At 56.6% G+C, this 13,711-nt stretch carries 15 protein-coding genes and 1 pseudogene; 10 read left to right on the plus strand and 6 right to left on the minus strand.

Annotated features, from left to right (window positions below; all coding sequences use genetic code 11):
* Positions 1 to 18: 18 nt before the first annotated feature.
* Positions 19 to 342 (minus strand): hypothetical protein, encoded by a 324-nt coding sequence (locus tag BM035_RS17320; RefSeq protein WP_008172380.1) that lies wholly within the window; start codon positions 340 to 342, stop codon positions 19 to 21.
* A 133-nt stretch (positions 343 to 475) separates the two neighbouring features.
* Here BM035_RS17320 and BM035_RS17325 point away from each other — a divergent pair, with 133 nt between their 5' ends.
* Positions 476 to 940 carry a hypothetical protein gene (locus tag BM035_RS17325; RefSeq protein WP_008172381.1) on the plus strand — a complete coding sequence of 155 codons (465 nt, stop codon included), beginning with the start codon at positions 476 to 478 and terminating at the stop codon, positions 938 to 940.
* Between the two features lie 20 nt (positions 941 to 960).
* Here the strand turns inward: BM035_RS17325 and BM035_RS17330 are convergent, their stop codons facing one another.
* Complete coding sequence (locus BM035_RS17330) at positions 961 to 1,563, minus strand: pyridoxamine 5'-phosphate oxidase family protein (protein WP_008172383.1); 603 nt, start codon at positions 1,561 to 1,563, stop codon at positions 961 to 963.
* A gap of 107 nt (positions 1,564 to 1,670) precedes the next feature.
* On the opposite strand from BM035_RS17330, the gene pdxR reads away from it, so the two are divergent.
* Positions 1,671 to 3,116, plus strand: a complete 1,446-nt coding sequence (gene pdxR, locus BM035_RS17335) for a MocR-like pyridoxine biosynthesis transcription factor PdxR (protein ID WP_092033336.1) — start codon at positions 1,671 to 1,673, stop codon at positions 3,114 to 3,116.
* On the opposite strand, the gene BM035_RS17340 is transcribed toward pdxR, so the two are convergent.
* Positions 3,113 to 4,018, minus strand: coding sequence for a LysR family transcriptional regulator (locus BM035_RS17340; RefSeq protein ID WP_092033338.1), 906 nt, complete (start codon positions 4,016 to 4,018; stop codon positions 3,113 to 3,115). The genes pdxR and BM035_RS17340 overlap by 4 nt on opposite strands.
* Before the next feature lie 105 nt (positions 4,019 to 4,123).
* Between BM035_RS17340 and BM035_RS17345 the strand changes: the two genes are divergently transcribed.
* From BM035_RS17345 to BM035_RS17355, 3 genes are read left to right on the plus strand one after another with little or no spacing between them, the layout of a single operon-like run.
* Positions 4,124 to 4,750: a class I SAM-dependent methyltransferase gene (locus tag BM035_RS17345; RefSeq protein WP_053112829.1), complete on the plus strand. Its 627-nt coding sequence runs from the start codon at positions 4,124 to 4,126 to the stop codon at positions 4,748 to 4,750.
* A 35-nt stretch (positions 4,751 to 4,785) separates the two neighbouring features.
* Complete coding sequence (locus tag BM035_RS17350) at positions 4,786 to 5,010, plus strand: hypothetical protein (protein ID WP_053112830.1); 225 nt, start codon at positions 4,786 to 4,788, stop codon at positions 5,008 to 5,010.
* A 44-nt stretch (positions 5,011 to 5,054) separates the two neighbouring features.
* On the plus strand, positions 5,055 to 5,258 hold the full coding sequence (locus BM035_RS17355) for a DUF3185 family protein (protein ID WP_053112831.1): 204 nt from the start codon (positions 5,055 to 5,057) through the stop codon (positions 5,256 to 5,258).
* A gap of 15 nt (positions 5,259 to 5,273) precedes the next feature.
* On the opposite strand, the gene BM035_RS17360 is transcribed toward BM035_RS17355, so the two are convergent.
* Positions 5,274 to 5,666 carry a DUF2784 domain-containing protein gene (locus BM035_RS17360; RefSeq protein ID WP_008172389.1) on the minus strand — a complete coding sequence of 131 codons (393 nt, stop codon included), beginning with the start codon at positions 5,664 to 5,666 and terminating at the stop codon, positions 5,274 to 5,276.
* Positions 5,667 to 5,787: 121 nt separating this feature from the next.
* Here BM035_RS17360 and BM035_RS17365 point away from each other — a divergent pair, with 121 nt between their 5' ends.
* On the plus strand, positions 5,788 to 6,531 hold the full coding sequence (locus BM035_RS17365) for a maleate cis-trans isomerase family protein (RefSeq protein WP_008172391.1): 744 nt from the start codon (positions 5,788 to 5,790) through the stop codon (positions 6,529 to 6,531).
* A gap of 30 nt (positions 6,532 to 6,561) precedes the next feature.
* On the opposite strand, the pseudogene BM035_RS23210 reads toward BM035_RS17365, so the two are convergent.
* Positions 6,562 to 6,735, minus strand: a pseudogene (locus tag BM035_RS23210) (diguanylate cyclase domain-containing protein); the annotation flags it as partial.
* 355 nt (positions 6,736 to 7,090) lie between these two features.
* On the opposite strand from BM035_RS23210, the gene BM035_RS17375 reads away from it, so the two are divergent.
* The 3 genes from BM035_RS17375 to BM035_RS17380 all read left to right on the plus strand — a co-directional run bounded on the left by BM035_RS17375 (position 7,091) and on the right by BM035_RS17380 (position 10,861).
* On the plus strand, positions 7,091 to 7,609 hold the full coding sequence (locus tag BM035_RS17375) for a DsrE family protein (RefSeq protein WP_008172396.1): 519 nt from the start codon (positions 7,091 to 7,093) through the stop codon (positions 7,607 to 7,609).
* A 232-nt stretch (positions 7,610 to 7,841) separates the two neighbouring features.
* Entirely contained in the window at positions 7,842 to 8,057 is a 216-nt protein-coding gene (locus tag BM035_RS23215) for a hypothetical protein (RefSeq protein ID WP_227497799.1), read from the plus strand.
* 233 nt (positions 8,058 to 8,290) lie between these two features.
* Positions 8,291 to 10,861 carry a GcvT family protein gene (locus BM035_RS17380; protein WP_053112832.1) on the plus strand — a complete coding sequence of 857 codons (2,571 nt, stop codon included), beginning with the start codon at positions 8,291 to 8,293 and terminating at the stop codon, positions 10,859 to 10,861.
* A 26-nt stretch (positions 10,862 to 10,887) separates the two neighbouring features.
* Here the strand turns inward: BM035_RS17380 and BM035_RS17385 are convergent, their stop codons facing one another.
* On the minus strand, positions 10,888 to 12,270 hold the full coding sequence (locus BM035_RS17385) for an L-serine ammonia-lyase (RefSeq protein WP_008172400.1): 1,383 nt from the start codon (positions 12,268 to 12,270) through the stop codon (positions 10,888 to 10,890).
* A gap of 310 nt (positions 12,271 to 12,580) precedes the next feature.
* Here BM035_RS17385 and BM035_RS17390 point away from each other — a divergent pair, with 310 nt between their 5' ends.
* On the plus strand, positions 12,581 to 13,705 hold the full coding sequence (locus BM035_RS17390; protein ID WP_008172402.1) for a choline metabolism transcriptional regulator GbdR: 1,125 nt from the start codon (positions 12,581 to 12,583) through the stop codon (positions 13,703 to 13,705).
* Positions 13,706 to 13,711: the final 6 nt, after the last annotated feature.

A 13,711-nucleotide genomic window follows, 5' to 3' on the forward strand; every position in this document is an offset into this window, starting at 1 on the left:
GGCCTGGATCTGTGCAAATTAGCCAAAATACTCCTGAATCCACCCAAACAGTTTGGTCGCCGTCATGTCGCCGAGCGCCATCTGCTGAAAGTCATTCCCTACCTCATCCTCAATGGTCACGAACTGGTAAAGAAGAGTGCCGGGCTGTTCATCATGCAGTATGAGCGTAATCCTTCGGCGGGTCCGCAGACAGTCAATAGTCATCACATCCGCCGGTATACCCGCATCACGCATACCCCGGCGAACCTCCACCACCGGGTTAATGTGCTGGTGGGTGGCCTGAATGCGGGCATGGGCATCGCTGGCAAGGTCGGACAAGGTTTTCAAGGAATCTTCAGACATTGGGCTCGAGTCGCTCCGAGTGTTGTCATGTTTGATCAATCAGATTACCAGAGAATGAGCAATCCTTAAGCGAAATCAACGGCTCTTGTCAGTAGCCTGCGTCTGACTTGATCAACGCTAGGGGTTATACACTATGGTCAACATGCTGGCCGCAATTCCTGTCAGGGCACTATTCGCCCGATTATTTTCGCTGGTTTTCTTCGTGCTCGCTTTCACTCTGGTCAGTGCCACCGTTTTGGAAGTGATCGCCGCCCTCCAGTCTGGCCAGCAACTTATGCAGGCCCTGATCAAGGGCGTTAATGGCAGCATTATCGCTCTCGCAGTTTACGAACTGGCCATGGTGATACGCTCCGAGTACAGCGGGCGCTCGGAATCCCACGACGTTATAACCATGATGAGACGCACACTGCCGCGTTTTATTGGAACAGTGTGCGTTGCCATGTCGCTTGAAGGGCTGATCATGATCATCAAGTACAGTCAGTTGGAACTCGCCGGCAACCTCTATTATCCCGTTGCCATCATCGTCAGTACCGCCCTGCTGCTGGCATCCCTGGGCCTGTTTTTGAAGATGGCTCCCAAAGACCAGGCTGGCCCTTGAGGTATCTTTACATCGGCACGTTAAACACCGGTAGGTATCAATCCGTGCCACACGGGCAGACTCATATCTTCGGGATCATCATTCGGGCCACCAGTCCGGCTTTTGAAGGCTCCTTCTTCAATCGGTATCCGGAATAACGCCGTTGCCTTTCGTTCCTTGTCATTCGGCGCCCTTACCTGTTCCCACCGCCCCGGCTCGATCTGGTTGATGATGGCACGGAACGCGGCATCAAAGGCGGCGTGGTCCGTGACCGGCACAGCCCGTCCATACAACACCAGTGACTCGTAGTTAGCGCTGTGATGGAACGCCGACTTGGTCATCACCCATTCATTCGTCACTGCGAATGAGATACAAAGCAACGCTCCAGACCCGAGACGCCGGGACAAGCGTCCACCGTTCAATGTGTGTAGATAAAGATCATCACCAAGCCGCCAGGCAGTGATCGGGATGATGCGAGGCTCGCCATCTTCCACAAATCCGACATGCGCCGTTTTGAGACGATCAATCAACCTGTAAGCTGTTTCCCTGTCATAGCTTGCTCGCTTTACTGCCCTCTGCACCCTGCTGCGTGGACAGGCAGTCAGAGGGGACGCTGTGGCCCCTGCCAGATCAGTCGTTGTCATCAAAAGCTCCTTTCCGGTCTTGCACTTCACAAAATGTACTTCTATTGAAAGGCACTTCTGATACCATCGAAAGATCCAGATTGTGACTTTTGATAGGACCAGTTGATGTGATCGATGATATTCGCCTGGACAGCGCGCATCCGCTGCAGCATCAGCTGTATCAACGATTGTCCGAACGGATACTCGACCAGCGCTACCCACCCGGGCGCCAGCTGCCGCCCAGCCGCCAGATGGCAAAGGACCTCGGCATCAGCCGCAACACGGTGAACGCCGTTTATGAGCAGCTCAAGGCGGAGGGCTTTCTTCAAAGCAGAGCGGGCAAGGGTATCTTTGTCCATGAAGACATCAAATCAGCGATAACCCCCTCAGGGCCGGGCCTGGAGAAATCCGGTGGCGTTTCCATGAACTTGCCACCGCTGCCGCCACTTCCAGCGGGAATACCGAAGCCTGTTGAAGACGCCAGTTTGCCATTCCAGCCGGGCTTGCCAGACCTGGATGCATTCCCCATCCGCAGCTGGAACCGGATCCTGCACCACCAGGAAAGCCGGCGAACACTGAGAGGGTATGACAGCATCCAGGGATTCCAGCCCCTGCGACGCGCCATCGCCGCTTACGTCAGAACGTCCCGAGGGGTTCGCTGCGAAGAACACCAAGTCATAATCACCAATGGCGCGCAGCAAGCGCTCTCGCTTATTGCCGACGTTTTCCTGCAACGGGACGACAGTATCCTGTGTGAAAATCCGGGATACCGCGGCGCCCGGAACGCGCTGGGCCGGTTGGGCAATCCCGTGATTCCAATCCCCCTCAGGAACCACGTCCTGGATGTGGAAGCGTTGCCGGGCCTTGAACCTGCCGGGGCCAAGCTCCTGTTCTGCACGCCCACTCACCAATACCCCATGGGCGGCATCCTCGACCTTTCCCAGCGAATGGCTCTGGTGCAATGGGCCCAGCAAAACGGATGCTGGATCATCGAGGACGACTACGACAGCGAGTTCCACTTCTACAACAAACCCTTCGCTGCCATTCAAGGCCTGTACGAGAATTCACCCGTGCTCTACATGGGCAGCTTCAGCAAAACGTTACTACCAGCATTGCGCATCGGCTATCTGGTGGTCCCGGAAGCGGTGGTCGAACCCCTGCTCTGGGCAAAGCAGATCAGCGGTGGCGAGACGCCGCTCCTTACCCAGGCCACCATCGCCGAATTTATTGAGAGTGGTCAGTTCACGCGTCATCTCAGGCGCATGCGCCAGCTCTACCGGGACAAGTGGCAACGCTTCCAGAATGAAGTTATCGATAAGCTCGGTGGGCGGGCACAACCGGTAGCGGAAAGCGCAGGAATGCATCTGGTGCTGGAAGGGGAATTTGATGATGTAGCCCTCAGCCAATGGCTGAAAACCAGAGGATTTGGCAGCACGCCGCTCAGCGCACACTTCCTGGGAGAATCCTCCAGAACCGGCCTGGTAATGGGATTTGCCAGTGCCAATGAGCGTGAAATCACAGAATGCGTTACCGACCTGAGGGCCAGGCTAGCAAACCAATCTCTCTCGAATTAACGTTCAGACTTCCCAAAATACTCGGAAAGTTCAGCCGCAAGAAAATCAAAGACCGTCCGAACCCGCAGGTTCATCCTGAGTTCCCGATGTGATACCAGCCAGACATCGCCGCCGAAAACCTGATCCTCGAAGACCCTCTCAACGTCAGGCTCTGCATCACCCAATTCGACGGGCATCATACCAATACCGATACCCGCGCGAGTCAATTGCCAATGAACCAGATGGCTGTCTGTCCTGGCAACAAATTGTTCCTCCTGCAGCTTGAGGCCACGTTGCGCCAAGGCTTCCATGTATCTCTCATTGTTTGAGAAAAAGCCGATGAATGGGGCCTCACAAAGATCGTCGGTCAACGGCGATGGCAGATCAGCCAGGATGTCCGGTGTGGCGAAAAGAGTCGCAGAAAATTCACCCACCTTTCGGGCGATAAGATCAGGTTCGGTAGGCCGAAAATTGCGTATGGCAATGTCTGCTGCTCGGCGGCGAAGATCGCTGGCTTCGTTGGAGGCAACAAGGTTAATGCGAATACCCGGATACTCATACCGAAGCCTTTGAAGAATCGGCGGCAGAATGAAAGCGGCGGTGATTTCCGACGCCGAAATCGCAATCTCGCCTTCAATGGACCTTGCCCGGCCGGTTGCCGCGAGCGAAAGGCTGCTGGCAGCCTCACCCATTGCTCGAACATACGCCAGCAAATCGAGACCCGCCTGCGTTAGCTCCAACCCCCGACCGCCCCGCTCAAAAAGCGCGGTGGACAATTCTTCCTCCAACGCAGCGACCTGCCTGCCAAGGGTTGGCTGAGATACCCCCAGAGCCTTTGCTGCAGCAGACAGAGACCCTTCCTCGGCAGTCACGAGAAAGGCTCGAGCCCGGTTCCAATCAAACTTTACAGATTGCCAATTCATTCAGATTTGCATACCAGACATTCGATTCTGGCAATATTACCAACAGCTTCGCACAGATAGAATGGGTTCACTGAATTTATGCCGCCAGGCTGGAAAGGGGAATCCATGAGCTCGTCTGTCAATTTCTGGAACCGCAGCGCAGCGCGTTACGCCCGTCGCCCTATCTCAGATCAGAATGCCTATTTAAGAAAGATTGCCCTTACCCAAAAATACTTCCACCCCGAAATGGACGTGTTGGAGTTCGGCTGCGGTACCGGTTCCACAGCATTAATTCATGCTCCAAAAGTCCGCAGCTACCTTGCAACCGACGCTTCCTCCCGAATGATCGACATTGCCCGGGAAAGGATGGCAGGAAATACTCTCAACAATCTTCGTTTCGTCGTTGCCACGCTTGAGGACATGCAACATCGGCAGCAAGCGTTCGACGCGATTCTGGGATTGAACATCCTGCACCTGCTCCGAGACCCGGAGCGGGCCATAAACCAGGTTTTCAGCATGCTCAAACCCGGCGGCGTGTTCGTCAGCAATACCGCCTGCCTTCAGGACACGCGCCCACATCTCAAGCCAGTAGCCTGCCTGGCCCGCTTACTGCGATTTGCACCCTATGTCAAATTCGTATCGCGTCGTCAGTTGGAAATGCATCTGGAAAATGCCGGATTCCAGATCGATTATCGCTGGGTACCGGAAACCTCAAAAGACGTTTACTTCCTGATTGCCAAGAAACCAGAATAGGGCTGGGCTAATCCTCAGAAGAGTAATGTCGGCCAATGAAGACAGCACTTTCTCTAATCACCCTGCTCGCAGTGACCACCGGCTGCAGCCACAGAGCTGTCTATGAGAACGTTCAAATAAATCAACGGAACGACTGTGCCAACGAGCCGCCATCGACCTACTTCGAATGCCTTGATCGCGCAAATAAATCCTTTGAGGAATACCAGCGAGAACGAAAGGATCTATTGGAAAATCCGGAATCCGATGGCAAGCTGCCCTGACCCGAGGCACGCTGAACGGCAGTGCCAATCATAAGGAGAATTCAATGGGAAGTTCCAAACTGGTCGGCATTGTTTTATTGGTCATTGGCATTGGGCTGCTCTACTTCGGCTACCAATCAACTCAGTCCCTGGGAAACCAGCTGACCGAAACGGTCACAGGCCGATTTACCGACGACACCATGTGGTATCTGATTGGCGGGGCAGCCTCGGCCGCAGCGGGCGCTTTCCTTCTATTTTTCAGGAAATAAGCCAGCCCGTTTTTTTCACCGCCTGGGCCTGACCACAAACCAACTGGCCAGGACCAGCGCGCCGAACACCGTGTAAGCCAGAATAAACACCCAGTCCGGAGCACTGTAATACAGAATGGACTGCAGCCAGTGCTGGATAAACGATCCCTCATAGCCCGCCTCCCCGGCCTTAGCCCTAAGCGCCATTTCCCAGCTCGTAAGCGGGCATAACACACCCAGCCATGATTGCAGAACCACAATAGCAATAACCGCCAGGTGGCTCAGACGGAACCAGAAATTGCGCACCCACCGCCAATTCAGGAAATAGCCAGCGAATGTGGCCACCAGTCCCAGGATGACGAAGGCCACCAGTATCGTGTGCAGGATCAGGAGCGCATCAGCAAAGATCAGTAACCATTGGCTGTCCATCGCTACTCTCCATAGCTACTCTCCATAGCTATTCTCCATCGCTACTCTCCAAAGACTGCTGAGTTGCCAGTTTTGGTCTATTGTACAGGCACGTCAATCTCTGCCAGTGAGGGAGCGTTCTATGAGCCACACCCCGCCTCCAGCCAGACTCGGGTTCCTCTACCCGGGCCATGCGGCCGAAGATGATTATCCCCTGATGGGTTCCATGATAGAGCCCCCGGCGCAAATAACCCTCATCCACACTGAATTCCTGGAGGACGCCCACACCGTTGAAGCCCTCAGTGAGATGGGCAGCGTCAGCCGGCTTTCCAAGGGTGCAGAAGCGCTGGCTGGCTCAGGGATTGAGTCGGTGATGTGGACCTCCACCAGCGCCAGTTTTGTGCTCGGCCTAGATGGCATTCGCCAGCAGATCGATACGCTCGAGAAACTGCTCGGTGTACCGGCTTCGACGACAGCAATGGCATTCGCCAGAGCGGTAAAAGCCATTGACGCCAAACGGGTGGCCATCGCTGCCACCTACCCGGAGGAGGTCGCGCAGCGATTCCGGGCATTCCTGAATCATTTCGATATCGAGGTCGTGCACCTGGCCAGCCGAGGCATCATCACAGCCGCGGAAGTCGGTCTGCTTGAGAAAGACGCGGTTATCGAATTCGCTCTGGCCAACGTCAGGGAAGAGGCCGACGCCCTGCTGATGCCAGACACAGCTCTCCACTCTTCAGCTTGGCTCACCGATCTGGAGCAGGCAATCGGGCAGCCGATACTGACCGCTAATCAGGTCAGTTTCTGGGAGGCTTTGCGACTGTGCGGCAAGCTCAGTCCCCAGTCGGGGCTGGGCAGTCTGTTCGAACACATGCCCGAGGATTAGGCCACTACGTGGCTGGCGCGGCCCTGTTTTTTTCGCGCAATACAGGGCTTCGTCGGCCCTTCGGATCATGTCGTCGATTGAATCAAACTCGTTGGCCAGGCCCTGACAAATCCCGATGGAGCAGCTGAGCACCTTGCTATCGGGGCTGTGCTCGCTTGGCACCGCACTCTCCTGCCATTGTTTCAGAACCTCCGCAGCCAGCAGCTCAAACCGGTCGGCATGCTCGCCCTCAGGACAGACCTATTTTCATCCCACAGACCTATTTTCACCCCAAATAGATCTGTCCCGGTTTCAACTAGACCTATTTTGGTTTCAAATAGATCTGTCCCGGTTTCAGTCTGCGGTTTCAACTGTCCGGTTTCAACTGCATGCCTGGCAACTGTTTTCAGGTCTATTTCAGCTTCGTGTGTTCGACTGCTAGAACCCCAACTTGCTCCAAATTGGTACATTTATGATATATCGTACCTGTATTAGCTTAGGGAGAATATTTTAGATTCTGGAGCATTTTTATGGGTTGGCTGACAAAAAAACAAGTTCCTATCCCTCAAGGAGATTTGTCATGAGCGTGAATTATAAAAGCATACTTCGCCGAATTCCCCCCATCTTCTTTGCGGCCATCTATATGGTCCTGATGTCTTTACCTGCAGGTGCAGCCGGGTACGACAATGCTCTGAAGGGCGTTAAAAACTATGACGCTGTCTACGAGGTGAGCCAAGGAGATCCCAAGGTCGTTAACCCCGTTTTCTTGGTAATAAAGAACTCCTACAAAGCACCTGAAGTGAAGGCACTTGCGAAAGATCCCAACATCGCCATCGTTTTTCACGGGCCGGTGGTGAAACTGCTTTCGACTGACAGCGCATCATTTAATGAGGCAGAGCTGGCCGAGGTACAGAAATTCCAGACGACTCTTAAACAAATGAAGAAGGACGGGGTGACACTGGAAGTTTGCCGTTACGCGTTGAAAGGGATGGGTGTAGATGAGGCGACGATCATTCCGGAGGTCGACCCGGTAGATAATGGTTTCGTCTCGGTCATCGGCTATCAGATGCAGGGGTACGCGGTTGTCCGAATCCCCTAAGCAAAAAATCGGTTGTTGCTCTGCGAGCTGAAGTTCACCTTGAGGTCCGCTGGTCAAGATTGATCACATAAAAGGTGGAACACGAATGCGATTGCTCGCAAACTGGAGGTTCCGGGGCCAGTGCACCACGTTCTGGTGAGGTCGGACGGTCGCTAAGCCGTTTCCACTCATCCCATGAGCGGCGGAATCAGTATTATTGATCTGGACTTCGGTCCCACCCGCAAATAAGCAGGTGGCGTGGTCAAGTCCACGCGCCACACCTGCGGCAGTCAGGAAGCAGCTTCTCGATACTTATCATGGCGAAGGCATCTCTTTGCAGCAGTTGTTACTGGATCTCCATTCTGGGCGCATTATGCGCATTGGACCTTGGATATCTGACTTATCAGCACTTGCTATTTTACTGTTAGTCATCTCCGGGTTGATTAATTGGTGCCGTCGCCCGCGCTGAAGCAGCCCTGCATTACCACGAAGAATCTCTCCACAATACCGGTCGTTCCAACAAAAACTGACACATTGGGCCAGCCGGTGGCCCGGATTCTTCGGGGCTGCCTCTGCCGTTTTTGGACAACTCGGTGTCGTATTGGATTCACCTGCACTGAGCAATTAGAGCCACATTGAATCAGGGCCCTGGCCGATATGCGGCAGCGCGAGGGCGTTCATTGCAGGCAAAGGGGAACCAAAATGGCACAACTACCGAAACGTGCAAGAGTCGTAATCATTGGCCAGGGCGGTATCGTTGGCTCCTCGGTAGCACACCACCTGATCGAACAGGGCTGGGATGACATCGTAGGGCTGGAAAAATCCGCCATTCCCTCCGACATCGGCTCCACCTCCCACGCCTCGGATTTCTGCTTCACCACTTCCCACGACAAGCTGAACATTTACACCACCAAGTACAGCCAGGCGTTTTACGAAAAACGCGGCAATTACGTGAAATGCGGCGGCATGGAAGTGGCCCGGTCTGACGACGACGAGCGGATGGACGAGCTTCGTCGCAAGGTGGGTTCCGGAAAAGCGTTCGGCACCAATGTCAGCATGATCTCGCCCAAACAGGCAAAGGAGCTGTTTCCATTGCTGGACGAAAGTCAGATCCAGGGCGCGATGTGGGATCCGGATGCCGGGCTGGTAGTGCCCCGCTCCCAGAGTGTTGCCGGCGACCTGGTGGAAGAAGCCGTGGCCACCGGCAAACTGCAGGCCTTTGCCTACACGCCGGCCATCCGCATTGATGTCCAGGACGGCCAGGTACGTGGCGTGGAAACCCACAAGGGCTACATTGAGACCGAATACGTCGTTCTCTCCATGGGCATATGGGGGCCCCTGATGGCCAACACCGCGAACGCGCCCCTGCCACTGATGCCACTGGAGCATCCGTTGCTGTTTTTCGGGCCCTACGAAGAGCTCAATGGCACCGGCAAGCAGATTGTCTATCCCCTGTTCCGCGACCAGGGTAATTCCGCCTATGTGCGGGACACCGGCGACCCGACCACCACCGAAGGCGGCCGTATCGAGTGGGGCTATTACGAAGCGGAAAACCCGCGGCTGGTCTACCCCGGCGCCATTGCGGAGCCCGGTGATGCGCGGATGTCCCCCTCAATGCGGGATCTTTCACTGGACCAGGTCATGGACGCCTACGAAAAAGCCATTGAGATGACGCCGATCCTCGGCGAACTGGGCTGGGAAGAGAAACACTCTTTCAACGGCCTGCTGTCGGTCACACCGGATGGCGGTTCACTCATGGGCGAATCCCCGGAAGTCCGTAACCTGTGGTTCTGCGAGGCGGTCTGGGTCAAGGACGGCCCGGGAGCGGGCAAGGTCCTGGCCGACTGGATGACCCACGGCTCCCCGCAGATGGATCCCCACAGTATCGATATTGCGCGTCATTACCCGCTGCAGAAAACCCCGGACTACGTGTACAACCGCTGCTACGAGACGGCCAAAAAGATCTACACCCCGGCGGTTCACCCCCGTGAGCCGTACCTTACCGGTCGCAAGATGCGAACCAGCCCTTTCTACCTGAGGGAAGTGGGTCTGGGTGCTTACTTCATGGAGGCCGCAGGCTGGGAGCGTGCTCACGGTTATGCAGCCAACGAGTCCACCCTGCTGGCGAAATACCGCGACCGGATCCCGGTGCGGGAACACGAATGGGACGCCCGGCACTTCTGGGAGGTATCCAACGCCGAACAGCTTGAGATGAGCGAATCCGTGGGCATGATCAATCTCTCGCACTTCGCCATCTTCGACATTTCCGGTGATAACGCCGAAGCGCTGCTGGAATATCTGTCGGTTGCCAAAGTCGGCGGTACCACGCCCAACGGCAAAGGTGTCTACACCCATTTCCTCGACGAGCGCGGGGGCGTGCGTTCCGACCTGACCATCATTCGGCGGGGCGCGCAAGACTATCGGGTCGTCTGCGGCGGCGACACCGGCCATCGGGACTATTGCTGGATCACCCGTATGGCCCGGGAGAAGGGGCTGGACAACATCCAGGTGCATGACCGCACGGACGAACTGGCGACCCTTGGCCTCTGGGGACCAAAGGCCCGGGAGACATTGGCCCAGTTCGTTACCGACCCGGACCAGTTGTCCGCGGACAATTTCCCGTTTGCCACCGTCCGGGAACTGAACATTCGAGGGGTCCCGGTCTGGGCCTTCCGAATATCCTACGTGGGCGAGCAGGGCTGGGAGCTCTATTTCCCCTTCAGCTATGGCCTGAGAATCTGGGACCTGCTCTACGATGCGGGCGTTACGCCGGTGGGCATTGAAACCTACGCCAATACCCGTCGCCTGGAGAAGAGCCTGCGACTGCAGAACGTGGACCTGGAAACGGAATACAATCTCTACGAAGCCGGTTTGCAACGACCCAAGGTCAAAGAAGCCGATTTTCACGGCAAGGCCGCGTATCTGGAGCAACGGGAGTGGCCACGGCAATCGGCCTACCTGTGCACGATGACCATGACCGAGCACCGGGATGCCAACGGCATTCTGCGCTACCCGGTTGGCCAATGGCCGATTCTGGACCCACAAACCGGTGAAGTGCTGGTGGATAGCCACGGCCGCCGCTCTTACAACACCAGTGTGGCGTGGGGGCCTTCGGTGAGGAAGATCATTCTGCTGGGTTACATCCCCGTCGAGTACGCCCAGGAAGGGCGTGAGCTCACCCTGGAATACTTCCAGGAGCACTACCCTATCCGAATCGAAGCGGTGGGTTACCGGGCACTGTTTGATCCGGACAACGAGCGAGTCAAATCCTGACCGGGTTCAGAGAAGAGGCGCGGTGGTCAACACTCAATGATGTTGACCGCCAGCCCTCCCCTGGCGGTTTCCTTGTATTTATCCAGCATATCGCGACCGGTTTCCCGCATGGTGTGTAGAACCTTGTCGAGCGAAACGTAATGCTTGCCGTCACCCCTCAGGGCCATGATGGCGGCATCGATAGCCTTAACCGAGGCCATGGCGTTGCGCTCGATGCAGGGAATCTGCACCAGCCCACCGATGGGGTCGCAGGTCATGCCCAGATGATGCTCCATACCGATTTCCGCGGCATTTTCTACCTGTTCCGGTGAACCGCCCGTTGCCGCAGCAAGCCCGGCCGCGGCCATGGCACAGGCCGAACCCACTTCGCCCTGGCAGCCCACCTCGGCCCCGGAAATGGACGCATTTTCCTTGAACAGCACACCAATGGCACCGGCGGTGAGCATGAAACGCACAATGCCGTCCTCGTCCGCCCGGGGACAGAATTCCCAGTAATAGTGAAGCACGGCGGGGATAATCCCTGCTGCGCCGTTGGTGGGCGCCGTCACAATCCGCCCGCCGGCGGCATTTTCCTCATTGACGGCCAGGGCATAGAGGTTTACCCAGTCCAGTGCACTCAGGGAAGGTGAAATCAGGTCCACCCGCTGCTTGTCCATCAGCGACCGATACAGCGACGCGGCCCTGCGCCGGACCTTGAGGCCACCGGGCAACTCGCCCTCGTGCTGAATGCCGCTCTGTACGCACTCCCGCATCACCTGCCATAGCGCCAGAATGCTGCTACGAACCTCCTCTTGCGTGCGCCACGCCTGTTCGTTGGCAGACATAATGTCGGCAATGGCCAGGTTGTGTTCCCGACACAGCTCCAGCAACACCCTGGCACTGCTGAATGGGTATGGCTGTGGGGTGTCATCCTCGCGCACCTTCAGGGTGCCCTCAACGGTTGCATCCACCACGAACCCACCGCCGACCGAATAATAGCTTTTCTCGAACAGGCACTGCCCGTCGCGGTCGAAAGCCTGACAGGTCATGCCGTTGGGGTGCTCGGGAAGGGATTTGCGGCGGTAATAGACCAGGTCGGTATTCTCACGGAATTCAATGGCCTGCTGCCCTGCAAGCAAGAGGTTTCCACGGTCGCGGATCTGCTCAAGACGAGCCGGCATTACCGCCGGGTCGATCTTGTCTGGTCGTTCACCTTCCAGTCCCATCATTACCGCAGGGCCGGTGCCATGCCCCTTGCCGGTGGCACCGAGAGACCCGTAAAGGGACACCTTGAGCCGACCGACAGAAGAAAGCAGACCCTCACTCACAAGAGACCCGGCAAATCTTCTGGCCGCCTCCATGGGTCCCACTGTGTGGGAACTGGAGGGGCCAATACCAACCTTGAACAGCTCAAACAGACTGACTGCCAATGTGTGGCCTCCTGTTGAGGAACGTAATTCAACACTAGCGCCAATCGAGGCCAATCGCATGCTTTTTGGCGACATGGAAACGATGATTTCCGACAGCAGGACACGTCGCGTTGAGTCCATCCTGGCATGCACCGTGTCGCATGTGGACCATCCGCATTATTGCCCCCGTCATAGAATAAAAGGAGTATGGAATTGATCACTTATTGCACGACTCGGATGCAACAGCTAGTGTTCAGGTTGGGGTGGTCGGTACGGACATTCCGGGTATTGGCCGGCGCAACTGGCCCAGGCAGGGCAAAGGGGGTTGTTTATGACCACTGATACCGGTTCGCAAACAGACAAGCCCGTCCAGCAGCCCTATCGGGTCGGCTTCCTGCTGATCGACAACTTTACCCTGATTGCCCTTGCCACGGCGGTTGAACCTCTGCGAATGGCCAACCAGCTGGCAGGCACCGAACTCTATTCCTGGCAACTGCTTACGGCCGAGGGCGATTACGCCCGCGCCAGTGACGGCATCACCATGGTCCCGGATGCCTCCATTCAGGAAGCGCACAGCTTTGATCTGGTCATCGTGGTCGCCGGGATTGATGTCACCCGCAGTTTCTCACGCAAGGAAGCGCACTGGCTGAAACAGATGGCCCGGCAGCATGTCCTGCTGGGAGCGGTCTGTACCGGCCCCTATGTGCTGGCCAGTGCCGGTCTGCTCGACGGCTACGCCTGCAGTGCCCACTGGGAATGCCTGGAAGCCATGCAGGAAGACTTTCCCCGGGTTCAGACCAACAACCGCCTGTTTACGGTCGAGCGTGAACGCATGACCTGCACCGGAGGCACGGTGCCAATGCACATGATGCTCAGCTTCCTGGCACGGCGGCATGGCCAGGAGCTCAGCAATGCCATATCCCACATGTTTGTCTGCGACCGGGTCCGGGAGGAGAGTGAGCAACAGCCCATGCCCATGCATCCGGGCCTGGCCCGGGCGCAACCCAAGCTGGCGGAAGCTGCCCAGCTGATGGAATCCAATATCGAAGAGCCGATCGAACTGCAGGAACTGGCGACTCTGGCAGGCATTTCACGCCGGCAACTGGAGCGGCTGTTCCTGAAGCACATGGGGTGCACGCCGTCGCGCTATTACCTGAGAGTGCGGCTGAACCGGGCGCGCCGTCTGCTCAAGCAGACTTCCTGTTCGATCGTGGAAATTGCCTCCATGTGCGGTTTCGTTTCCGCCACCCACTTCAGCCGTTGTTATCGCAAGACCATGGGGCGCGCGCCCAAGTATGAACGGATGGAAGTCTTTACTCCGGCCAGGGCGGACGGCCTCCTGACCGACACCATGGCCAGTTTACCGTCTTCATCCCTGCAGGCCCTGAAGCGGGCCAGGACCGAGCCCACTTACGGAACCTTTGAGGATTCCCCGGGGCACACTGTCCCAAGTTAAACCCAG

Origin of the sequence: Marinobacter sp. DSM 26671 (genome assembly GCF_900112835.1) — a bacterium.
GTDB classification, from domain to species: Bacteria; Pseudomonadota; Gammaproteobacteria; order Pseudomonadales; family Oleiphilaceae; genus Marinobacter; species Marinobacter flavimaris.